This is a genomic window from Corynebacterium sp. (assembly GCF_030532965.1).
In the GTDB taxonomy this organism is placed as follows: Bacteria; Actinomycetota; Actinomycetes; order Mycobacteriales; family Mycobacteriaceae; genus Corynebacterium.
Map to the genome: position 1 here is coordinate 44,357 of NZ_JAUNKC010000013.1, position 23,114 is coordinate 67,470.

Annotated in this window: 20 protein-coding genes; 12 read left to right on the forward strand and 8 right to left on the reverse strand. The window is 54.2% G+C overall.

Annotated features, from left to right (window positions below):
- Nucleotides 1–34: 34 nt before the first annotated feature.
- From Q4D85_RS07455 to Q4D85_RS07485, 7 genes are all read left to right on the forward strand, one after another.
- Nucleotides 35–715: a hypothetical protein gene (locus tag Q4D85_RS07455; protein WP_303199375.1), complete on the forward strand. Its 681-nt coding sequence runs from the start codon at nt 35–37 to the stop codon at nt 713–715.
- 84 nt (nt 716–799) lie between these two features.
- Nucleotides 800–1,267 carry a hypothetical protein gene (locus tag Q4D85_RS07460; protein WP_303199377.1) on the forward strand — a complete coding sequence of 156 codons (468 nt, stop codon included), beginning with the start codon at nt 800–802 and terminating at the stop codon, nt 1,265–1,267.
- 365 nt (nt 1,268–1,632) lie between these two features.
- A complete protein-coding gene (gene murJ, locus Q4D85_RS07465; protein WP_303199379.1) occupies nt 1,633–5,025 on the forward strand; it encodes a murein biosynthesis integral membrane protein MurJ in 3,393 nt (1,130 codons plus the stop codon).
- 373 nt (nt 5,026–5,398) lie between these two features.
- Complete coding sequence (locus tag Q4D85_RS07470; RefSeq protein WP_303199381.1) at nt 5,399–6,076, forward strand: RNA polymerase sigma factor; 678 nt, start codon at nt 5,399–5,401, stop codon at nt 6,074–6,076.
- 115 nt (nt 6,077–6,191) lie between these two features.
- A complete protein-coding gene (trxB, locus tag Q4D85_RS07475; RefSeq protein WP_303199382.1) occupies nt 6,192–7,127 on the forward strand; it encodes a thioredoxin-disulfide reductase in 936 nt (311 codons plus the stop codon).
- Between the two features lie 91 nt (nt 7,128–7,218).
- Nucleotides 7,219–7,539 (forward strand): thioredoxin, encoded by a 321-nt coding sequence (gene trxA / locus Q4D85_RS07480; RefSeq protein WP_303199383.1) that lies wholly within the window; start codon nt 7,219–7,221, stop codon nt 7,537–7,539.
- A gap of 74 nt (nt 7,540–7,613) precedes the next feature.
- Entirely contained in the window at nt 7,614–8,795 is a 1,182-nt protein-coding gene (locus Q4D85_RS07485; RefSeq protein WP_303199423.1) for an N-acetylmuramoyl-L-alanine amidase, read from the forward strand.
- On the opposite strand, the gene Q4D85_RS07490 is transcribed toward Q4D85_RS07485, so the two are convergent.
- From Q4D85_RS07490 to rpmH, 8 genes are all read right to left on the reverse strand, one after another.
- A complete protein-coding gene (locus tag Q4D85_RS07490) occupies nt 8,792–9,451 on the reverse strand; it encodes a hypothetical protein (RefSeq protein ID WP_303199384.1) in 660 nt (219 codons plus the stop codon). The two genes, Q4D85_RS07485 and Q4D85_RS07490, sit on opposite strands and share 4 nt — an antisense overlap.
- Nucleotides 9,452–9,457: 6 nt before the next feature.
- Nucleotides 9,458–10,549, reverse strand: coding sequence for a ParB/RepB/Spo0J family partition protein (locus tag Q4D85_RS07495; RefSeq protein ID WP_303199386.1), 1,092 nt, complete (start codon nt 10,547–10,549; stop codon nt 9,458–9,460).
- Nucleotides 10,550–10,552: 3 nt separating this feature from the next.
- On the reverse strand, nt 10,553–11,560 hold the full coding sequence (locus Q4D85_RS07500; protein ID WP_303199388.1) for a ParA family protein: 1,008 nt from the start codon (nt 11,558–11,560) through the stop codon (nt 10,553–10,555).
- 89 nt (nt 11,561–11,649) lie between these two features.
- Nucleotides 11,650–12,261 (reverse strand): 16S rRNA (guanine(527)-N(7))-methyltransferase RsmG, encoded by a 612-nt coding sequence (gene rsmG, locus Q4D85_RS07505; protein ID WP_303199425.1) that lies wholly within the window; start codon nt 12,259–12,261, stop codon nt 11,650–11,652.
- A gap of 301 nt (nt 12,262–12,562) precedes the next feature.
- Nucleotides 12,563–13,519 (reverse strand): membrane protein insertase YidC, encoded by a 957-nt coding sequence (gene yidC / locus Q4D85_RS07510; protein ID WP_303199390.1) that lies wholly within the window; start codon nt 13,517–13,519, stop codon nt 12,563–12,565.
- A gap of 121 nt (nt 13,520–13,640) precedes the next feature.
- Nucleotides 13,641–13,952, reverse strand: a complete 312-nt coding sequence (yidD, locus tag Q4D85_RS07515) for a membrane protein insertion efficiency factor YidD (protein ID WP_303199391.1) — start codon at nt 13,950–13,952, stop codon at nt 13,641–13,643.
- Nucleotides 13,912–14,316, reverse strand: a complete 405-nt coding sequence (gene rnpA / locus Q4D85_RS07520; protein WP_303199393.1) for a ribonuclease P protein component — start codon at nt 14,314–14,316, stop codon at nt 13,912–13,914. The genes yidD and rnpA overlap by 41 nt, the downstream gene beginning before the upstream one ends.
- 30 nt (nt 14,317–14,346) lie before the next feature.
- The gene (rpmH, locus tag Q4D85_RS07525; RefSeq protein ID WP_083987655.1) at nt 14,347–14,490 is read right to left on the reverse strand and encodes a 50S ribosomal protein L34; all 144 of its coding nucleotides are present in this window, start codon (nt 14,488–14,490) and stop codon (nt 14,347–14,349) included.
- A 1,007-nt stretch (nt 14,491–15,497) separates the two neighbouring features.
- Here rpmH and dnaA point away from each other — a divergent pair.
- The 5 genes from dnaA (at nt 15,498) to gyrB (ending at nt 23,100) form a co-directional block, all read left to right on the forward strand.
- On the forward strand, nt 15,498–17,336 hold the full coding sequence (gene dnaA / locus Q4D85_RS07530; RefSeq protein WP_303199396.1) for a chromosomal replication initiator protein DnaA: 1,839 nt from the start codon (nt 15,498–15,500) through the stop codon (nt 17,334–17,336).
- A 591-nt stretch (nt 17,337–17,927) separates the two neighbouring features.
- Complete coding sequence (dnaN, locus tag Q4D85_RS07535) at nt 17,928–19,115, forward strand: DNA polymerase III subunit beta (RefSeq protein WP_303199397.1); 1,188 nt, start codon at nt 17,928–17,930, stop codon at nt 19,113–19,115.
- Nucleotides 19,116–19,140: 25 nt separating this feature from the next.
- Complete coding sequence (recF, locus tag Q4D85_RS07540; RefSeq protein WP_303199398.1) at nt 19,141–20,313, forward strand: DNA replication/repair protein RecF; 1,173 nt, start codon at nt 19,141–19,143, stop codon at nt 20,311–20,313.
- On the forward strand, nt 20,310–20,873 hold the full coding sequence (locus Q4D85_RS07545) for a DciA family protein (RefSeq protein ID WP_303199399.1): 564 nt from the start codon (nt 20,310–20,312) through the stop codon (nt 20,871–20,873). Before recF ends, Q4D85_RS07545 begins: the two co-directional genes overlap by 4 nt.
- A 178-nt stretch (nt 20,874–21,051) precedes the next feature.
- Nucleotides 21,052–23,100, forward strand: a complete 2,049-nt coding sequence (gene gyrB / locus Q4D85_RS07550; protein WP_303199400.1) for a DNA topoisomerase (ATP-hydrolyzing) subunit B — start codon at nt 21,052–21,054, stop codon at nt 23,098–23,100.
- Nucleotides 23,101–23,114: the final 14 nt, after the last annotated feature.

A 23,114-nucleotide genomic window follows, 5' to 3' on the forward strand; every position in this document is an offset into this window, starting at 1 on the left:
GCTGTAGCCCATGGAGTTGTGAGGGTAGGTAACAATGTCAGAAACCATTCCGTGCGAGAAAGCGAATTCTCATCTGATACGCCACATAGCGGCTCCGGCAGTAATCGGCTGTGTGTTTTTTCTATCTGGCTGCGGGTTAGCTGGCCCCATTAGCCACTATCTCGCAGCCAAAAACCAGGCACAGACTCAGCAGCATTTGGTTTCAACACCAGCCGCTGAACCGGAAACGCTCGGGGAGGTTTTAGAAACGGGTACTGGCACGTTTGACCCGAATGATCCGAACTTTAAAATTTTCAATCCGTGTACGGAGATTTCTAAGGAAGAATACGCGCAGCTAGGCTTGGAGTTTCCATTCGAATCTAATATGTCGGGAGACCTTCATGCCTTTTGTATCTTACAGCCAACAGATAGTGCTGATAATAGATTCGTGTTTAGCGTGTCAGTTGAAGCTTTTGCACCGGAGCAGGTCGATTATTATGCGGAACTTGTCTCCGAACCGGTGATTCCACTGCCAGAACACTGGTATCAACAAAAGAACTCTCGCCATAATGACAATGAAGATCTAGAAAATACCTGTAGGATAGTCGTGCCGACGAATCGAGGACGAATAGTTTTCAGTTCACTAGTATCCCACATTTCTTCTGAATTAACACCACAAGGGATTTGCCAAAAATCAGTAGATACACTGCAGAAAATCTTTGCGCTACAGCGCTAAAGGGGTTTCGGACCACAGTGAGCGCCGGATAGGGTGGCGTTATTGGATGATCGAGGTCACACAAGAGTCTGGGAGGGTAGTTCCATGAAGTTCACTTCCAATTACTATGATTTTTTCGGCCATAGGGTTCGAAAATTCACTAAGGAGATCATTCCCGAGTGCTTGGATCTGTTGGATCGTAACGGCATGGCTGTAGATGTGGCACACGATCGCCCGTTTCCACGGAAGCTCATTGAAGACATCAGGGATTCCGAAACCTTTGACCGTAACCAGAAGGTTGAACTCATAACAGTGGTCATTGGTTTGTGGCGAACTCAGAACACAGAATATACGGTGTGGACTATCGCACCTTACCGGGAAGACCGGTTAAGCGAAGGGGTCTGCATTGCTTTAGAGGCTTATGATGGTACTTCTTGTATCCCAGTGGCTAGCGAAGCTATGTCCATCGTGGACAGCGAGGCAGGTAATACAGAAGAGCTAGACCTTGTGACTAGCGAATGTGATTTTGAACAGCGACAAGAACGGAAACGATCGCGCGCTTTTGACAAGTAGCCGGCTATACGGTTTGTAACGCCTTCGGTGGGTCCAGCAACCCAATAAGACTGCACACCATCCCCACTCCTGAAAGCTTTGAGGTGTGGGGATGGTTTTGTTTTAGGCAGCCACCCCGGATCACTTGGCGTATGACGGGCTGTGGTAGGTCTGCGGCGTTTAAACGTCGAAAAGCAAAGAACAAATTTCCGGGTTAACGTGCTGGCTAATACCTTGCCTGGGGCACAGGCTGGCACGTCATCCGCGCTGGTTGGTTGTGACTAATGCTACAAGAACTCCTGGGATAGCTTTTATCACTGATAATCTGAGTTATTTAAGTAGTAATCAATGCGGCAATTGCTGATCGTTATCAGTGAGGCTGCTTGATGTACCCGCATCAACCCAAGGAGTGTTCGCACTTGAGTGAGAACGGTCAACAGCCGGGACTTCGTCAACGAATAATCCCGCCCACGCCGCCCGCACCTGTGCCCACAGCGCGGAAGGTCCAGGCACAGCCCAAACCTGCCAACGACCGTTCCAAGCTCAACCAGGCACCACCGGCCATCGCCGCGTTGGCGGCCGCGGAATCCGGCGCGACTACCACGACACTGAACCGTGGGGCACAACCAGCCAAGAACAACGGCACGGTGGCAGTAGCCACCGAAGCACCGGATGGCGGTGACGTGACGGAAGCCGCCACGGATACCTCCGATTCCAAGGTGCTGCAATCAACCGGCTCCATGGCGATAGCCACCTTGCTAAGCCGTATTACTGGGTTCCTGCGCAATGTTTTAATTACCGCAACACTGGGCAATGCCATCGCGTCGGCGTTCAATATCGCCAACCAATTGCCCAACCTGGTAACCGAAATCGTTCTCGGTGCGGTGCTAACCTCACTCGTGGTGCCGGTGCTGGTGCGCGCCGAAAAGGAAGACCCCGATAGGGGCGAAGCCTTTATCAGGCGACTATTTACACTAGCGATGACGTTATTGGGAGTTATCACGATAGCCTCGGTGATAGCGGCACCGTTGCTGACCCGAATCATGCTGAAATCCGAGGGTCAGGTTAACGTGGTACAGGCGACGAGTTTCGCCTATTGGCTATTGCCACAAATCTTCTTCTACGGGTTATTTGCACTACTCATGGCGGTGTTGAACACCAAGGGTATTTTCAAACCCGGCGCGTGGGCGCCGGTGATCAACAACATTATCGTGCTGGCGGTGATGACCACCTATTGGTTCGTCCCGGGTGAAATAGATCCGAAGAATCCGGCGGGTATTTTCGATCCACACATCATGCTGTTAGGCATCGGCACCACCCTTGGTGTGATTGTTCAGGCTTTGATTCTCGTTCCGTACATTAAAAAGGCTGGGGTGTCGCTCAAGCCACTATGGGGGATTGATGCCAGGTTAAAGCAATTCGGCGGAATGGCCGCCGCCATTGTGGTGTATGTGGCCATATCGCAATGGGGTTATACGGTTACTACCCGCATCGCGTCTGAGGCGGATGCTGGGGCGCCGAATACCTACTATCAGGCGTGGTTATTGCTGCAGGTACCGTACGGCATCATCGGCGTGACTCTTCTGACGGCGATCATGCCACGGTTGTCGCGTAATGCCGCCGATGGTGACGATCGCGCGGTGGTGCGGGATTTGGTGGTTGGTTCCAAACTGACCTTTATCGCGCTTATTCCCATCGTGGTGTTTTTCACCATTTTTGGCACAGCGATTGCCAAGGGGTTGTTCCTGTACGGCAAGTTCGACCTTAACGACGCAACAATCCTGGGGTGGACCTTAAGCTTCTCCGCGTTTACCCTGATCCCATACGCCACTGTGTTACTGCATCTGCGAGTGTTTTACGCCCGGGAAGAAGCGTGGACCCCAACGTTTATTATCGCGGGCATCACCGCCACGAAGGTGGCGTTGTCGATGCTGGCACCTATTTTCGCCAGTTCGCCGCAGCGAGTTGTGGTGTTGCTGGCGGCCGCTAATGGTTTCGGTTTTATCGCTGGTGCGGTCATCGGCGGGTTCTTATTGCGCCGCAAGCTGGGGCGGCTCAGCACCATTGAGGTTGGCCGTACCTGCGCCTGGGCATTGGGGGCGTCGATCTTCGCGGGAATGTCTGCCTACGGTTTGATCGCCGTATTATCCGACACCTTGGACCCAGTGTGGAACATGCTGGGCAGCATTGGCTATTTGGTGCAATTGGCGATCGTGGGCTTGTTCTTCCTCATCATTACGGGCATTGTTCTTTCCCGCTCCGGCTTGGACGAATTGGCGGTCTTAGGCCGCGTGGTTCAACGCATCCCTGGGGTAGGCAAGTACATCAACCCGCCTGCAGCCAGCGACGACATCCCCGAGGCGGGCGGGGTGCAGCAGCTTCGGGCAGCGGCCACCTATATCGACGATTCCTTCAACGCCACCCCGGTGCCACCACCTATGTCTGCCGGTATCGTGCGGGGGCCGCGCCTGGTACCCGGCGCGGAAGTCTCCGACGGCATGTTCCGGTTATTGGCGGATCACGGTTCGGTGTCTGGGGCACGGTTCTGGCATGCTCGGGAGAAAGCAACCGGCAGGGAAGTGGCGCTAACGTTCGTCGATACCTCCGGGTTAGCGCCATTGGCGCCAGCCAGCCCGGCGGATGCGCGGGCTGCGAGTGAACGGGTCGCGGTGCGCACTTTGAACCTGGGCCGGTTGGCCAGCCCGGCGATTGCGTCGAATATTGAGGTGCGTTCGTACCGCAATGGCTGCTTGGTGATCGCCGATTGGGTTCCGGGTAGTTCGCTGGCCTCGGTCGCAGACGAAGACGTCAATCCCTATGCAGCCGCGCACGCGATGCGGCCGTTGGTTGCAGCCACCACCCAGGGTGTCATCGGTGTGGATAACCGGGCCCGAATCCGGATCAATACCGACGGCATCGCGGTGCTGGCGTTCCCCGCCGTTTTGGATTCGGCATCCACGGAACAAGATCTACGGTCGCTGCGTACCGCGCTGAGTTCGCTTATCGACGCCCCCACCGCGCCCGAGAGCATACATTCGCTGCTAACCTGCGAATTGTCGGACCTGCCAGGTGCCTACGACGAGTTATTCAAGGACGTTCCGCAGCAACACACCAGCGAACTGGACCAATCGCTTGCGGTTATCGAGGAGGAAGCGCCGAAACCTGTGGAGACCCCTGGTTTCGGCCGCAAGGGTTATTCCACCACCGCCACCGGTATCGTCATTCTCGGGGCGACGCTGTTGGTGATCGTGGCCGCGTTGATTACCGCCTACCTCACATCGTGGGTCAATCGGGATAACGATCAGTCGCCGCTGAAACCGGAAACGCTCACCTCTATTCCGTCGACAAGCCAGACGCATCCTGGCGTCATTCTTAATTCCGAATCAGCATGGGGGTGGCCAGTACCGAGCGAAACCGCAGCGTTGGGCCATGACAATGACCCGGCGACGGTGTGGAATGCGGACCCCGAATCCGGCTTGCTCATCACGCTGCCCGAGAATCAGATGCTTAATACCGTTGTCATCAGTGGAGCATCTATCGGCACCGAGATCACGGTGTTGGGTGCAGCCGATACGGAATTAACCACCGCCGCCACCGGGACCGGTATCGAGACGCTGCTGGAGCGCTATGAGCTTGCCAGCACCACCATCACCCAATCCCGGACAAGCATCCCACTTTCTAACCCGGAATCGGTCAACGAGGTCGTGGTGTGGGTCGGAAACAGCGCTGATGGAACTCCGGCAACGATAGCGGAAATCCAATTGGTGGGCTCCCCGTAGCCGACAACACTCTCACGTCATACCCCGCGGGTGGTGGCACCACGGTGCTTCCGCCGGCGGGGTTTCTGCTGTGCACATCGGGAAAATATGCAACGGGGGCAATGGATAGGTGCGCCCTATCGGGGTTAGAAAGAACGCTAAAAAATCTACGCTGCGATTACAGAGTTTTAGAATATCTGCTGGTAGCACCCCACAAAAAACAACAAAACTGCTAACTTCCGGTTTCGCAGCAAAATCGCCATAAATATATTACGCAGTCAAAACCTTTAAAAACCAGCACATATTAGTCAAACATTAACTAGGAAGTCATTTCCAATAGTTAAGCATTTAACCCGACTAACCAGAAGGCTAATTTATACATCTTGGGGGAGAAATGGTGGAACACACACTAACGCACACCACGTCGACTGCCGAGTCGACTACCGGCATACCCACCGAAGAAATCACACGGCTATCCGACGCCAATCTGTATAAACAACCACCTTCAAACGTCGAAAAGTATCAGGACGCAACCGACGACGAACTCATTGCCGCCTACCTAGCTGGCGACACCCACGCGTTTACCGCCATCATCACCAGACACCACCGCATGCTCTGGTGGGCTGCCCGCCGCCACGTCGACTGCGACCACGATGCCGAAGACGTCCTGCAGGAAACCCTGCTCACCGTCAGCCGCAGCCTCGATAAATACAGCGGCTACGCCAAACTGCGCACCTGGCTCTACCGGCTTGTATGCAACGCCGCATACGACTACCGGCACCGCGTTATCAAAAAAGAAGTCGCCGAACTCGACGACCCCGACGGACAGTATTCACGCGACTCCCGCATCAGCTACGATCCCTTAAAAACCCACGCTGAAACTATGACAGTAAACACAGTCGTCAACTCGCTGCCAACCGAACACCGCGACGCCATTATCCTCATGGATTTCCAAGGCTATAACCTCACGCAAGCAGCAAAAATACAAGGAGTTAAACCCGGAACCATCAAGTCGCGCCGGGCGCGAGCGAAGGCACAAATCCGAGAAATGCTGGGCGAAATCGCGGGGTGATCGTCACCACAAGCAGCAAGGCGGAATAGACTGGACTTCCACGTGGTTGTATTGGATAGGGAAAATACACCCCGATAGAAATAATTAGACATCCGTCAAATGGAAGGCAGTTTACATGACCGAAGCAGCAACCCCGGTACATGATGTAATCATTATCGGTTCCGGGCCAGCCGGTTACACCGCGGCCCTGTATGCGGCACGGGCCGAGCTTAAGCCAGTTGTATTCGAAGGTTACGAATCCGGCGGTTCGTTGATGACCACCACCGAGGTGGAGAACTTTCCCGGCTTCCCCGAGGGCATCCAGGGCCCCGAGCTCATGGATCACATGCGCAACCAAGCGGAGAAGTTCGGCGCGGATCTTAGGATGGAAGAAGTCACTAAAGTTGATCTGACCGGCGACATTAAAAAGGTCTGGTCCGATTCCGGCGAGCACCACGCCCGCAGCGTTATTCTCGCGACCGGTTCCGCTCCGCGTTATCTGAACGTGCCGGGCGAGCAGGAATTACTTGGTCGGGGAGTGTCCGCATGTGCCACCTGCGACGGGTTCTTCTTTAAAGACCACCACATCGCCGTTATCGGTGGTGGCGATTCGGCCATGGAGGAAGCAACCTTCCTCACCAAGTTCGCATCAACCGTCACCATCGTGCACCGTCGCGAGGAATTCCGGGCGTCTCCGATCATGCTCGAGCGGGCAAGGAACAACGAAAAGATCAAGTTCCTCACCAATAAAACCGTTTCTAAGGTGCTGGGGGACAACGCGGTAAGCGGCCTAGAGCTCACCGACACCGTCACCGGGGAAACATCCACATTGGATGCCACCGCGCTCTTCGTCGCCATCGGTCACGAGCCTCGCTCGCAGTTTTTCAGCGACGTTGTAACCACCGACGACGCCGGATATGTCGTCGTCGAGCACCCATCGACCCGCACCAATATCCCAGGCGTTTTCGCCATCGGCGACCTGGTAGATAACCACTACCGTCAGGCGATTACCGCGGCGGGTTCCGGTTGTCGCGGCGCTATCGATGCCCAACACTACCTGGCCGAACTATAAACTGTTCTCACACGCTGGTAGGGACAAACCGGGTGCGGTTTGTCCCGGAGCTTAACCCATAGTCAAATAATCACAGAAAAGGAAAAATGTTATGTCTATCGTGACCATCACCGAACAAAACTTCCGTTCCGAAGTCGTCGAATCCGATAAGCCAGTCCTCGTGGACTTCTGGGCGGAATGGTGTGGCCCTTGCAAGAAGCTCAACCCGGTCATTGAGGAGATCGCAGCCGAGTACGGCGACAAGCTCGTGGTTGGCAAAGTTAACGTTGATCAGGAACGTAACTTGGCCGCAATGTTCCAAGTCATGTCTATCCCTACCCTTATTGTGTACAAGAACGGCGAGCTAGTGGACCAGTTCCTGCCTGGTCGCAACAAGCAAGCGATCGTGGCGAAACTCGAGAATCATTTGTGACTGGTATTCTGATCCAAAGCAACAATCGATTTACTACATTAGAACTAGATTGAATTGCAATGGATTGGAGTACCGTGTCTGAGGTGTTGAAAGTCGGCGACCATAGCCCCCGGGTCGCCGAAGTACGTGCTGCGTTGGCGCGTCTTGGGTTGATCCCCAATTTTAGTCAAGATGTAAAAACTGACCAGGTTTTCAAGGACTCAGACACAATATTCGACGCGGAGTTGGAAGCTGCCCTCCGCGGCTTCCAACAATCCCGAGGTATTATCGCCTCCGGCGAGATTGATGAAACCACACTCCGGGTTCTCCGGGAGGCGTCGTACAGGCTGGGCGCACGGGTGTTAAGTTATCAGCCCAATAATGAAATGATCGGCGACGATGTCGTCCAATTGCAGAAGCAACTGCAAGAACTCGGCTTTTATGCCGACCGGATCGACGGCCATTTCGGCCCTTGCACCCATCAAGGTTTGCTGAAATACCAAATGAACTACGGCCTGAACATGGATGGTATCTGTGGGCCGAACACCATTCGCGCCCTCGGGCGGCTAGGCCGCAGGATCACCGGCGGTTCCCCCCAAACCCTCCATGAACGGGAACGCATGCGAGCGGCCGGCCCGCGCTTGACCGGAAAACGGGTCGTGATTGATCCGTCGCTTGGCGGTGCCGATAAGGGACTGACCGTCAGCGGCATCTACGGCGACATCACCGAAGAAGAATTGATGTGGGACTTGGCCTGCCGGGTCGAAGGCCGCATGATCGCAGCCGGTATGGAGACCATTGTGTCTCGCCCCCGTCAGGACAACCCGTCACTTCGGCAGCGCGCGGACATCGCTAACGCTTTTAATGCTGATCTGATGATCTGCTTGCAGGCCGATCGCTACCGCAACGACAAGGCGTCTGGCTGCGCAACATTCTATTTCGGCTCCGAGATGGGCAATTCCTCCATGACCGGCGAGTTGCTCTCGGGATTCATCCAACGGGAAATCGCGGCCCGCACGAAACTGGTGAACTGCGGAAACCACGCCCGCACCTGGGATTTGCTTCGTATGACACAGATGCCGTGCGTAGAAGTGGTTACTGGCTACCTCACCAACCCAGGCGACGTCCGAATCCTTACCAATCCGGCAAAACGCGACGCCATTGCTGAAGCAATCGTCGTTGCCGTTAAGCGACTGTATCTGATGGATCGCGATGATCAACCCACCGGAACCTACAAGTTCAGCCAGTTGCTCGAACAAGAAATGCTTGATGTTTAAGCGTAAATCCGGTTAAGTAGTTCCTCCGCCGCCAGTGCAGTGAGCAATTCCCGCACTGGCGGCAATTCCATTCTCAACCGGGGTAGCACCGGGTGGTCCTGAACCACCATAAATCCAGCCGATTCCCAGATATGGACGTCGATAAGCCCCACCGCAGCGGCGCGTTCGGCTATTCGCGCTACCGCCGCATCGGCCACTAAAGCAGCGTCGGCTACGGCCTCGCTGCGCAGGCCAAAAACCTCAACCGCAGGCACTTCCGCCGCGACCAATTCCATCACCACGGCGTCCACCATCACGGTTTCCAACCCGGTATCAGCAATCACCGGGTCGATATGCAGCGACGTTATTAACCGGGCATCCGACGAGACGGGAGCGCTGGGCAATTGCACCACACCGGGTGCCACAGCCGGATTGCAATACAAGATCGTCGCGATCGACCGAATCGGGGCGACGGTCGGGCGGGGATGAATCAGATTGAAGCCACCAGAATCCCCCTCCAATAATCCGGTGGCCAACCATACTTCCTTTTCAAAGGCAGCGTCCAGGCGAGGTGAATCCTGGACGCTGGGGCAAAGCTCCCAGAAAACACTGCGTGCGCAGTTGTAATGCACCAGCGGAATCGCTTCGGTAGTCAAGCGTTGCAGCCGGGCATCCATGGCGGGTTACCCCTTATGGCTCAACAAGGCCATGATGCGTTCAAAGTCCTCCCGACCGCCAAATTCAACGACAATTTTGCCCTTACGCTTACCCATGGAGACCGACACTTTGGTGTCTAGGTCGTCGGCAAGCGATTCAGCGGCATGGGTCAAAAACTCCGGCGTAGGTGCTTTCTCCCGCTTCGGGGCAGGAAGCTTCTTATCGCCTCGGTTCAGCAGCGTCACGGCCTCTTCCGTGGCGCGCACCGATAAGCCTTCCGCAACTACCCGCTCGGCGAGTTTTTCCTGGGCTTGCTTGCCGGCCTTAAGCCCCAACAAGGCGCGGGCATGACCAGCCGAGAGCACCCCAGCTGCGACCTTGCGTTGCACAGCGACCGGAAGCTGCAATAGCCGCAGCATATTGGTGATGACCGGCCGAGAACGCCCAATGCGATCGGCAAGCTCGTTTTGGGTGACCTCAAATTCTTTCAGGAGCTGCTCGTAAGCCGCGGCTTCTTCCAGCGGATTCAACTGTACCCGGTGGATATTTTCCAATAGCGCGTCCCGCAGCATGGAATTATCCGGGGTGTCGCGGACGATGGCAGGAATGGTCTTTAATTTCGCCTTGGAGGCCGCCCGCCACCGGCGTTCACCCATGATGATTTCGTAGCGGCCATCACCGGAATCCCGCACGATAATTGGTTGCAAAAGCCCAAATTCTTTGATGGAGTGCACCAGTTCCGACAAGTCTTCATCGTCGAAGACCTTTCGGGGATTTTTTACGTTCGGGAACAGCAATCCGATAGGGATTTCCTGATACGTGGCCCCGTATTCGGTCGCCGTGTCAGGTGCGGCGGCCGCTTTATTGCGTTGTGCATTGCGTTCAGCCGCTTCGGCAACGATGGGGTTGACTCGGGCTCCACTCGCGTCGCGCTGGGCAGGTTTCTTCTTCTGTGCAGTCCCGGTCTTTACCGATGCAGGTTGTGCACCAGCAGGCGCGCTCGCCCCACCGATAACGATATCGGCTGCACCATGACCCAGGCGGGAATCTGGCTGACCAGTAATCAATGCCGCGAGTCCGCGGCCCAACCCGCCTTTACGCTGGTCTTGTGAGGTCATCGGTTAGTCCTCCTCATTGGTGGCAACTGAGTCTGAATCGTGGGAATTATCGGCTGTCACAGCGTCTGGCGAATTATCGTCCGCCGCGCTGCTTTCCGGGGGCATGCCGATCGCGCCGGAGTCTTCTGTTGGCGGGTAGTCGCCGCGCTGAGCTAACTCGCGGGCGGCATCCAGATACGCCATCGCGCCCCGGGAACCGGGATCGTAGGTGAGAACGGTCTGGCCGAAACCTGGTGCCTCAGAGACTTTCACCGAACGAGGGATTCTGGTGCGCATCACGACTTCGCCGAAGTGGTCGCGGACCTCATCGGATACCTGCTCCGCGAGTTTGGTGCGGGCATCGAACATGGTCAGCAGGATTGCCGAGATATGCAGATCCGGGTTGAGGTGCTGCCGGATCATGGTGATGTTATTGAGAAGCTGCCCCACGCCTTCCAGCGCGTAGTATTCGCACTGGATCGGGATGAGCACCTCATTCACCGCATTCATGGCGTTAATGGTAAGTAACCCCAACGATGGTGGACAGTCGATAAAGACGTAATCGAAACCGGCCTCTTCGATGAAGGTGGAGTGCAGGGCATCCGATAGCCGATATTCGCGCCGCACCATAGATACCAATTCGATTTCGGCACCCGCCAAATCGATGGTGGCGGGGATACAGAAAAGGTTTTCGCTGGTGGTGGATTGTTGCATCGCTTGTTCGGCGGTGCATTCGCCGATAAGCAATTCGTAGCTCGATAACGTTCCTGCCCGGTGATCAACCCCTAGTGCGGTGGAAGCATTGCCCTGGGGATCCAGGTCAACTACCAGGACCTTTAACCCGCCGACCGCTAAACCGGCTGCGAGGTTTACCGAGGATGTGGTTTTACCAACCCCGCCTTTTTGGTTCGCGACCACCAAATGGCGTGGTTGTGGTGGTCGCGGAAGTTGGAGAGTATTAGGTGTCAACACCTGAGCTGCACGCCGCGCAGCTGCAGCGATCGGAGTGTCGTCCCAGTTCGTTTCTTCCATGACTACCTAACTATCTTTTCGTTTGTTGTTGGGGTTTCGTCGTTTCCAGATTAGTGCCTATTTCGCGGCTATTCCACACCACAGATGTTCTAACGAATCTTCGGTATTTCGATCAATGTGGTCGGTTCCGGCAATTGCTTGCCGACGACAAAGATTTTCGCTTTGCCACCACCAGCCTTTTTAATCTGCGCACCATCGCGGGCTAATTCCTCATGAACCGAAGAACCTTTCATGGCCAGCATTTTTCCGCCTTTGGCAACCAGCGGCAGCGACCACCCACATAGCTTGCCCAGCGGTGCAACTGCCCGGGAAGTAACCACATCGACGGTGCCGACCTGTTTTTTGATGTCTTTTTCTTCAGCCCGGCCACGCAGCACCGTGACATTCGGCAAATCCAGGGTTTCGACTACCTCGGATAAAAACGTCGAGCGCTTCAACAGCGGTTCAATGAGAAACACCTCAAGATCCGGCCGAGCCAGCGCCAATGGAATGCCGGGCAATCCCGCACCGGAACCGATGTCGGCCACGGTGACATGTGGGTCAATCGCTTCACCGATAACCGCGCAATTGAGGATGTGGCGTTCCCACAACCGGGGGAGTTCCCTCGGCCCCATGAACCCCCGTTCCAAACCATCGGTGGCAAGCAGATGATGGTAACGAATGGCGTTGGTGAGGTTTTCCTGGAAAATTTCCGCGGCGATAGCAGGGGCCGGGAAGTCACTGGGTGCGGTGGTGTCGGTTGGGGTGGGGTTTTCTTTCTCTACCACGCACTATTCCTTTTCTTTCCAGATGCGGTTCTGCATTGTTTTTCAAGCGGTTATAACGTCGATTGGTGGGTTGAAAACCAGCGACGTTGTGGTTTGGTGGTGTGGGTTTTTCACCACCTTTTGTTCACTAAAAACTGTACACGGCAATTGGCCCCACCCCGTACAATTCACACGCGAAAACCGCCATCAAACATTGACACAATGCTGATGGCGGCGGAGGCGTTAAAAAAGCGAATTAGCGCTTCTTACGCTTTTTGCTGCCGGCTGGCCGCTGGCCTGGCTTCGGCGCGGTGGCGCGTTTCGCATCGCGCTTTGCTTGCAGCTCTGCTTCTTCCTCGGCATCCATCTTGGCAAAGACGTACCGCTGCTGGAAGAAGGTCCACACGTTGTTGGACACCATGTAGAACAACAGGCCGATGTGCCACAGAACACCGGTGGCCAAGATGGTCAGCGGCAGGAACCACAGCATCATCTTGTTCATCATGTCCATCTGCATTTGCATCTGGTCATTTCCGGCTGGCTTCTGCTTGCCGGAGGCGATCCGGGCTTTTTGCCGTTCGATGCTCAGTCGAGCATTCATGTGGATCGCGACAACGATGATGATAATGAGCGGCGCAGCTACCCAGGTGATGTCCAACCAGTCGAAGTCGACCGGCTGGAAGGCCTGATACATATCCTCCGGCATCCAGATATATGCCGAGAGCGGGATGCCGAAAACCCGGGCGTCCAGGAAGGACTGTACATCTTCTGCGGAGAAGATGTAGTTGGGGGTCATCCGGTTTTGCTCAATACTCAAACCTAATTGGCCGGCACCGGTACCGGTACGGTTGAAGGAGCGAAGCACATGGAATAGACCCAAAAATACTGGCATTTGCACCAAAATGGGCAAACATCCAGCGATGGGATTAACTCCCATTTCTTTTTGCAGTTTTCGGGATTCTTCCAGCATCTTTTGCTGGTCGTTTTTGTACTTATTTCTAATCTCCTGCATGCGCGGCTGCATTTCCTGCATTTTGCGCATGGACCGCATCTGTTTAATTGTCGGTCGCACCAACAGCACACGAATGGTGACGGTGAGCAGGACGATAGCTAGTACCCAGGACAGGCCGGAATCTGGGTTTAGGACAAGGCTTACTAGCTTGTGCCAGAACCACAAGATGGCCGAGATTGGCCAGTAAATGAAGTTGAGCACTGTGAGTCAAAACTCCTCAAGTAATTTATGTTTCTAAAGTGTGAAGCTAAAGCTATGGAACTAAAGTGTACTTAGCTTTGGTCGGAACAACTATTTATAAGTTTTCAACGGCGGAATATTCTCAATTCTTCCGCTGGGTGTCGCTGCGGGATTTCGGGATAACCGGGTCGTAGCCGCCGGGGTGCCACGGCCCACATTTTGCCAGTCGGGCTAGCGTTTTTATCAGCCCCCAAAATGCGCCGTATTCTTCGATAACGCCTAACGCGTAGGCGCTGCAGCTGGGTTCGAACCGACAACTCGGTCCGGACTTTAAGGGAGAGAGATATTTTTGATAGCCGCGAACCATCAAACCTAGCGCCCGAGCCATAAGCGAGGGGGTGCTTTTCGACGAATCAGCCGCGCCGTTTGATTTTTCTAAGTGCTTTTTGCACATCGGCAGTCAGCTCCTTTGAGGTGGCGGTGGCCGCTGGCGGTAGGGCGCGAATGATGAGCCGGTCTCCCGGTTCTAGTTCCGAGACCAGTCCCATCATGATGGGCCGCAGTTTCCTGCTCACCGCGTGCCGGACGACGGCATTGCCAACGGCTTTGGAGACTATGAGTCCGAACCGCGGTGGGGAAGTGGTGAGATCATTAATGTTGCACATGGGCGCAAGCGACTGCGACGTGTCGTCGGTGACTTTCGAAGGGCGTCTGTGGGCAAGATGCACAACAACGGTGCCCCCGCCTGCACGTTTACCTTTCCGAATTGTTTGACGAAACTCTTCGGAACTGGTGATTTTGTGCTGTTGCGGGAGCACCGTTGCTAATACTTTGCGTTATGTGTGCGCTTAAGCGGTGAGCTTTGCACGACCCTTACGGCGACGTGCAGCCACGATTGCGCGGCCAGCACGAGTGCGCATACGGATACGGAAGCCGTGCTTTTTCGCGCGACGACGGTTGTTCGGCTGGAACGTCCGCTTACCCTTGGTCACGGTAAACACTCCTAATGTAAGTGATAACAGGTGGGCTTTTTAGCTCCGCCTAATTGGCTAAAGATAAAAAGAACACCCAAAGTTGGATGATGATAGTTCAAGGAGCACATTCTTTAACACACCGGCACAATGCTGGAACAATAAGAAAGCACAAAACAGTCAGCGGAAAATCCGGTGATAGTTCTCTCCTTAAAATGCACATTCAGTAGGTAGATACTGAAGTGACAGACCTGTACAGACTACGTGAAACAACCAGCGCAAACCAAATCGACACGCCCGCACCCCCGCACCACCCCAATAATGACATTTTTGTAATTCGACCGCCGGTCAGGGCGAAAATTTTGCCCCTGCCTTGGGTGATGTTATCTATCCGTTATTTCAACGCTAGTCTGAAGCCGAATCACATCCATAGCATTCAATGCATATGTAGACATTCCTCCAAACAAGCGAGTAACAATAGATTCTGACATTCCTCATTCACAGGCTGTGCGAAGCCATACCTGTGGATAACTCTGCGATAGCGCCGGTTCATCGTGAACATTTCAGGTAAAATCGCAGCTAAACACCCATAAAATTCAATCCAAAGTTATCCACAATCGCAGCACCGGGTTGTGGATAAGTTGGTGAAAAGCGTAATTTAAATGGTTATTCACACTTGTGGATAACTCTGTGGAAGCCGTGGTCAATCGACTAACAAGCGGCTTTATCTTGTGGATGAAGCGGTGAGTTTCTTTACAGAAAGGTAACGGTAATTAATCTTGATGAGTAAGGCTATAAAGCGAAGCCAGACGCAGACAATTAAGCTGCTGGCCTGTTAAGAAAAACCGCACCTTTGTGTGTGGTTACTCACCCCCAACGTGTCTTCACGTTCACCACTTTTTATGACACGCAAACCGCGATCGATTGGTATTGCGGCCAAACTGCTAGTTAACCTGCAATATGGCTGTGACCAACATAATGAAGTTATAGAGTTTTAGAAATTTAGTAGAAACAAGGATTAACCGACAGTGGCCGACAACTCCTCCCAGCCCAGAACGTTACAAACAACGTGGAATGCTGTGGTCAACGAGATTGTGCAGATCCGTACCCAGGAAAATAATGGTGCCGATCCGTTCAGTCCACAACAACGCGCCTACTTAGGCTTAGCCAAACCATTGGCACTGGTGGAGGGGGTTGCGCTTATTTCTGTGCCGCATCCCCTGGCAAAAGAATTTATTGAATCCGAATTAAGCGGAGTTATTTGCCAGGCTTTAACCAAAAGTTTCGGCCGCTCGTATTCCTTAGCGGTGACGGTTGATCCGGAAAATGCGATTCAGCCCTTCGAATACCGGGTAACGCAGCAGGACCAGCCAACCAACCCGCCGCAACCAATCCACCAACCACAACCACAACCACAGCCTCAACCGCAAATGCCGCCGACTGAGATGGCGGATCATAGTGAAACCCAGCAGAATTCCGCCGGAAATTTTTCCCAACATTTTGGCCCTTCACCTGCAGTTTCTATGCCGCAGCCGATGGGTTTTTCCGCAGACACCGATCGGTTTTCACCGCCGGTCAATATCCCGGCGGAAGCAGCCACGGAACAGATGGGCTCCCCAATTCCCGGCGGACATTATCCAATTCAGCCTCACCACAGCCAACCGCAGCCAGCATCGCAGTTAAGCCAGCAACAGCAGTATTTTTCGGGGTATCCCCAACAGTCGGAGCAACAGCAAGGGTGGGGGATTAGCCATGCGGAGCAGGTACCTAATCCGGTTGAGGCGCAACCCGCGTGGCGCACCCGGGAACAGCCTGCTCATAACCCAAATCGGGAAGCATCGCTGAACGAAAAATACACGTTCGATACCTATGTGGTTTCCGATTCCAATAAGTTGCCAACGTCAGCAGCGATCGCGGTCGCCGAAAAACCAGCCCGTGCATATAACCCGCTGTTTGTGTGGGGCGATTCAGGTCTGGGTAAAACCCATTTGATGCACGCCATTGGTAATTACGCGCATCAATTGAATCCGAAATTGCGAATTAAATACGTTTCTAGCGAAGAATTCACCAACGATTACATCAATTCGGTTCGTGACGACCGCCAGGAATCCTTTAAACGCAGGTACCGCGATCTTGATATTTTGATGGTCGACGATATCCAGTTTTTGCAGGGTAAAGAGGGTACCCAGGAAGAGTTTTTCCATACCTTTAATGCGTTGCAACAGAACGGAAAGCAGATTGTTTTAAGCTCGGATCGGCCGCCGAAGCAGTTGACAACGTTGGAAGACCGGCTGCGCACGAGGTTCCAGGCGGGCCTGATCGCGGATATTTACCCACCGGATTTAGAAACCCGTATCGCCATTTTGATGAAGAAATCCCAGGCTGATGGCATTAGCACGTCGCGGGATGTGTTGGAATTGATCGCTTCGCGTTTTAATTCCTCTATTCGGGAATTAGAGGGTGCATTCATTCGGGTTTCCGCCTTCGCCTCGCTTAATAACAAACCGATTGATGTGCATACCGCCGAAGAGGCGCTGCGGGACATCATGCCTGATGAGCAAAGTGTTGAAATCACTCCGGATACAATCATGCTGGTCACAGCTGAGTTTTTCGACATCAGCCACGAACAATTAGTGTCCACCACCAAATCACGCCCCATCGCGCATGCCCGCCAGTTGGCGATGTATCTGTGCCGGGAACTGACTGAATTATCGCTGCCGAAGATCGGGGAGTTATTCGGTGGCAAGGACCACACCACCGTGATGTATGCGGACCGGAAGATTCGTAAAGAAATCACGGAAAAACGTGACACCTACGACGAGATTCAGAAACTCACGTCGAAGATTAAAAACTACGGCCGCAATTAGCCGTAACAACCACAAACAGCTGGGCTTTCGTGTATTTACGGGAGCCCAGTTTTGCTTTTCGACGCTTCCGCCCTCGTTACCGAAGTTATCCACAGTATCCACAACCTTATTCACACCCCTGTAATTACAAAATTGTAATTTGGTGATCATAGACACAATTAGTGGCTGTGAAGTGGCATTTTAGCCCTGTGCATAACCCCGATTTTCTTGTGAGTAACATGTTTAGAACTGGGGATGAATTGTGAAAATTTCCGCTGGGGATAAAGTTTTCCACAATTCCCCAAAGTTATCCACAGGTTTTGAACAGCAAGACTAACATCCAAATTTTCGTCGATAAGCTGCCACGATCACCCCTTATCCACAGTACTCACAGGACTTACTGTTGTTACCACTAAAATTTCTTTAAATATCTAAAGAGAAAGAAGGGTTGGGGAAATCGAATCGCGTATCAGGCGAAATGTCGCGCGCTCTTGAGAAGAAAAAATCAAATAACAACTTTCCCAATTCCAGGCACACAGGTAGGTTGGAACTTGTAATTTGATAACCTTGGTCACGATTTACCCATTTGCGAATGAAGGAGCCAGTGTTCACATGGACGCACCAAACGTGTCATTTGAAGTAGCGAAAGACGATTTAGCTAGCGCTGTTTCATGGGTCGCTCGTAATTTGCCGTCCAAACCTACGCAACCGGTTCTTCGAGCTATGCTCATTACCGCCGATGACGACGGGTTAGAATTTGCTGGCTTCGACTACGAAGTTTCCACTAAGGTCCGCATCCCCGCTGAGGTAAACCAGCCAGGACGCATCGCGGTGGCGGGTAAGTTGATCGCCGAGATCACCGCGACGTTGCCCTCCAAGCCGATCAAGGTTTTCGTTGAAGGTTCCATGGTGCAATTAGTGTGCGGCTCCTCACGCTTCGAATTGCCATCCATTCCACTCGACGATTACCCAACATTGCCAGCATTACCCGAGGTCACCGGTGCAATTAACCCCCGGTTGTTTATCGATGCGGTTACACAGGTCGCCGCAGCCGCAGGTCGGGATGACACGCTGCCGATGCTTACTGGCGTCCACATGGAAATCGATGGCGAAAATGTCACGCTTACTGCCACGGACCGGTTCCGCCTAGCATTGCGTAGTTTCCAATGGGCACCCGCTGTTGCCGATGCCCAGGCGAAACTGTTGATCCCAGCGAAAAACCTGCTGGAAAACGCACGTACCTTAGACGCCAATTCCTCGGAACCAGTCGAGATCGCGGTGGGAACCGGCGAGTCGATCGGTGCCGATGGCTTGTTTGGTATTCACATCGAAGATCGGCAAACCACCACCCGGATGCTGGATGCGGATTTCCCTAACGTCGCCCCACTTCTGCCTAAGCAGCACAAGTCGATGGCTAGTGTTGAGATTTCCGCACTACAAGACGCTATTCGACGTGTCGCCTTGGTCACTGACCGCAATGCCCAGATTCGGATGCAATTCTCACCCGGTGAGGTCATTTTGTCCGCCGGTGGCTCCGATGCCGGGCACGCCGAGGAATCCGTGCCGTGTGCCTACACCGGGGAAGATGAATTACTCATCGCCTTCAACCCAGGTTATCTGCGCGATGGGCTGAGCGTTATCCGCACCAACCGCGTTGTCTTTGGCTTTACGGAGGCCTCGCGCCCGGCGATTTTGGTGCCGGAACCTGAGGAAATGCCAGAGGCGAATGCTGAGGGTATGTTCCCAACCCCGGAGACTGATTTCACCTATTTGTTGATGCCCGTTCGCCTGCCTGGATAATCTTTGCAAGAAAGACGATTCCGCTGTGTACATTCGCCAACTCAAGCTGCGGGATTTCCGTTCGTGGCCTGAGTGCCATGTCGAACTCAAACCCGGAATCACCCTGTTCATCGGCCGGAATGGGTTTGGGAAAACCAATATCATCGAGGCAATTGGCTATATCGCGCATCTAGGGTCACACCGGGTCAGCACCGATGCCCCCCTGGTTCGCCAGGGGCGGCAGTCCGCTCGGGTTTCGGTCACTGCCATCAATCAGGGGCGGGAACTGTCTGCACATTTGCTGATAAAAGCACAAGGCGCTAACCAGGCGCAGATCAACCGTACTCGGTTAAAGACCCCTCGTGAAGTGCTCGGTGTGGTCAAAACCGTGTTGTTTTGCCCCGAAGATTTAGCACTTATTCGCGGTGAACCCACCGAACGCCGCAGGTACCTGGACAACATTCTCACCTCTAGGAAACCCCGGCTAGCCGGAGTGAAAGCCGATTACGACAAGGTGCTCAGACAGCGCAGCAGCTTGTTAAAAACCGCAAGTGCTGCGCTGCGCAAAGGCTACGGACACGACGACGGCACCTTGAGTACCCTCGATGTGTGGGACGCACAACTATCACAGTTAGGCGCGGAATTAATCCAGGCCAGGCGGGAATTAGTGGCCGAATTACAACCCGAGGTTTCCGAATCCTACGCCGGAATTGCACCGGAATCCCGGCCAGCCCGCATTTCCTATCGCTCCACGGTTCCAGAGCTTTCCGACGACCTCGCGGTCATCGAAGCAAGCATGTTGGCTGAGCTTGGGAATCTACGGAAAAAGGAAATCGAACGCAGCCAAACGCTGGTGGGGCCGCACCGCGATGACCTGGAGATTTACCTAGGTGACGCGCCGACCAAAGGTTTTGCCAGTCATGGCGAAACCTGGTCGATGGTATTGGCACTCCGGTTGGCCGAATTTAACCTGTTGCGATCAGATGGCACCGATCCGGTGCTCATCTTAGATGACGTTTTTGCTGAGCTTGATGCCAAGCGGCGCAAACGGTTGGTTGAATTAACAACCGGGGTGGAACAGGTGCTTATCACCGCCGCAGTGGATGGGGATTTGCCGGATAACCTCGCGGAATCTGAGATGCAGCAATTCCGAGTGGATGTTGAGGACACCGACAGCGGCCGAATATCGATTATCTCTTCGATTGGGGAATCGAAATGAGTGAGGCGGAAGAAAATTTTGAGGATTCGGTCGCAGCCACCTTTAAACGAATGCGAGAAGAGGCGAAAAACCGCGGCGGGAAACTTCCCGATCTAGCTGCACCGGCTGCTGCGAATCGGGCGTCGACAAGCAGAAACCGGGACAAAAAACCGCGCGAACTCGGACGCCCCACTGGAAAAGACGGCCGCTACATTCCGTATGGCCAGACCAGCCTGGAGGGGTTTGGGGCGTTGGTGCAACGCGAAATCCGAAACAGAGGCTGGAGCAAACCGATCGCGGGCGGCTGGGTGCATTCGCACTGGCCAGAGCTGGTCGGTGAGCACGTGGCGGCGCATACCAAAGTGGAGATGCTCAAAGATAAAGCGTTATTTATCACGTGCGATTCGACTGCGTGGGCGACAAATCTGCGGATGATGCAACGCCAAATCCTACAAACGATCGCCCAAAAAGTGGGCCCGGATGTGGTCGTAGAACTGAAGATTTTCGGCCCCAAGACCCCCAGCTGGCGGTTCGGCTCGCTGCACGTGAAAGGCCGCGGCCCTAGAGACACCTACGGTTAGCCGATCCGCTGCCCCACATCGCTCAAAGCACCCCAGAATCGGTGCTGAAACGTCAACAATTGCCAAAAACTTGTCTATTTGGGTCTACGACGCGCCGAAACCTTTTCTATGTAGGGGGCTAGGCAGTGTAGAATGAAACGGTCTAAATCTAAAATTTTTTAAAGGAGTGCTAGGTTACGTGGCTACCGCTGAACACGAATATGGCGCCTCATCAATCACCATCCTTGAAGGGCTGGAGGCTGTTCGTAAACGCCCCGGCATGTATATTGGCTCCACCAACGAGCGAGGACTACACCATCTCGTTTGGGAAGTCGTAGACAACTCGGTTGACGAAGCAATGGCAGGCTATGCCGATAAAGTCGAAGTGACCATCTTGGAAGATGGCGGCATCGAAGTTATCGACAATGGTCGTGGCATCCCGGTCGAAATGCACCCTTCTGGTGCACCTACGGTGCAGGTCGTCATGACCCAGCTGCATGCTGGTGGTAAATTCGACTCCGAATCTTACGCAGTTTCCGGTGGTCTCCACGGTGTGGGTATCTCCGTGGTGAATGCGCTGTCCACCCGGGTGGAAGCTGACATCAAACGCGATGGTAAGCACTGGTATCAGAATTTCAATAACGCCATTCCGGAGAATCTGGTGGAAGGCGGCAACGCCCGAGGTACCGGTACCACCGTGCGGTTTTGGCCGGACGCGGAGATTTTCGAAACGACAACTTTCAATTTCGACACCATCGCCCGCCGTCTGCAGGAAATGGCATTCTTGAACAAGGGTTTGACCATAACCTTGACGGATAAGCGTGCCTCGGACGAGGAAATCGCACTTGAGGAGCTCGCAGAGGCTGGGGACGCCGCGCAGACCGCCGCTATTTCGCTCGACGACGTCGACGAGACCGTCGACCTCGCAGCCCAGCAGCCACCGGCTAAAAAGAAGGAAAAGAAGAAGACCTTCTACTATCCGAATGGCCTGGAAGACTACGTCACGCATCTGAATAAGACCAAGCAGGCAATTCACCCGTCCATCGTCAGCTTTGAGGCTAAAGGCGAGGAACACGAGGTCGAAATCGCCATGCAATGGAATAGCGGTTACGCCCAAAGCGTGCACACCTTCGCCAATACCATCAATACTTTCGAGGGCGGCACCCATGAAGAGGGCTTCCGTGCCGCACTGACCTCGTTGATGAATAAGTATGCTCGTGAGCATCGGATTCTCAAGGAAAAAGAAGCTAACCTCACCGGTGAAGACTGCCGGGAAGGCTTGGCTGCGGTCGTGTCTGTTCGGGTTGCCGACCCACAGTTCGAGGGCCAGACCAAAACCAAACTTGGTAATTCTGAAGTCCGTGGTTTCGTGCAAAAAGCGGTCAACGAGCACGTCGCCGACTGGTTTGATGCAAACCCGGCGGAGGCGAAAGTTATTGTCACCAAGGCTGTCTCCTCCGCGCACGCCCGGGTTGCCGCCCGCAAGGCGCGCGAAATGGTTCGCCGTAAGTCCGCCACCGACCTTGGTGGATTGCCCGGTAAGCTTGCCGATTGCCGTTCCAAAGACCCATTAAAGTCCGAGCTGTACATCGTGGAGGGTGACTCCGCTGGTGGTTCCGCTAAGGGCGGCCGGGACTCCATGTACCAGGCGATTTTGCCGCTACGCGGTAAGATCCTCAACGTGGAAAAGGCCCGGTTGGATAAGGTGTTGAAGAACAACGAAGTCCAAGCCATCATCACCGCATTGGGTACCGGTATCCACGACGAATTTGATATTAAGAAGCTGCGGTATAACAAGGTCGTTCTCATGGCCGACGCCGACGTCGACGGTCAGCACATCGCCACCTTGCTTCTAACCCTGCTGTTCCGGTTCATGCCGCAATTGATCGAACAGGGACACGTGTATTTGGCACAGCCGCCGTTGTACAAGCTCAAGTGGGCTAAAGGCGAACCTGGTTTCGCCTATTCCGATGCGGAGCGGGATCACCTGCTGAAAGAAGGCCTGGACTCGGGCCGTAAGATCAATAAGGACGATGGCATTCAGCGGTATAAGGGTCTGGGCGAAATGAACGCCAAGGAGCTGTGGGAAACCACCCTGGACCCCAGCACCCGTATTCTGCGCCGCGTCGACATGATCGATGCGCAGCTTGCCGACGAGCTGTTCTCCATCCTCATGGGTGATGACGTGGCGGCTCGCCGCTCCTTTATCACCCGCAAGGCGAAGGACGTTCGGTTCCTCGACGTATAAAACCACCGCGCCGA

Coding starts and splice junctions, on each gene's coding strand:
- trxA (WP_303199383.1), top strand. CDS start 7,219: ATGTCTATCGTGACCATCACCGAACAAAACTTCCGTTCCGAAGTCGTC.
- yidD (WP_303199391.1), bottom strand. CDS start 13,952: ATGTGCAAAAAGCACTTAGAAAAATCAAACGGCGCGGCTGATTCGTCG.
- Q4D85_RS07490 (WP_303199384.1), bottom strand. CDS start 9,451: ATGGATGCCCGGCTGCAACGCTTGACTACCGAAGCGATTCCGCTGGTG.
- Q4D85_RS07455 (WP_303199375.1), top strand. CDS start 35: ATGTCAGAAACCATTCCGTGCGAGAAAGCGAATTCTCATCTGATACGC.
- Q4D85_RS07500 (WP_303199388.1), bottom strand. CDS start 11,560: ATGGAAGAAACGAACTGGGACGACACTCCGATCGCTGCAGCTGCGCGG.
- Q4D85_RS07460 (WP_303199377.1), top strand. CDS start 800: ATGAAGTTCACTTCCAATTACTATGATTTTTTCGGCCATAGGGTTCGA.
- Q4D85_RS07545 (WP_303199399.1), top strand. CDS start 20,310: ATGAGTGAGGCGGAAGAAAATTTTGAGGATTCGGTCGCAGCCACCTTT.
- murJ (WP_303199379.1), top strand. CDS start 1,633: ATGTACCCGCATCAACCCAAGGAGTGTTCGCACTTGAGTGAGAACGGT.
- Q4D85_RS07495 (WP_303199386.1), bottom strand. CDS start 10,549: ATGACCTCACAAGACCAGCGTAAAGGCGGGTTGGGCCGCGGACTCGCG.
- Q4D85_RS07470 (WP_303199381.1), top strand. CDS start 5,399: ATGGTGGAACACACACTAACGCACACCACGTCGACTGCCGAGTCGACT.
- dnaN (WP_303199397.1), top strand. CDS start 17,928: ATGGACGCACCAAACGTGTCATTTGAAGTAGCGAAAGACGATTTAGCT.
- trxB (WP_303199382.1), top strand. CDS start 6,192: ATGACCGAAGCAGCAACCCCGGTACATGATGTAATCATTATCGGTTCC.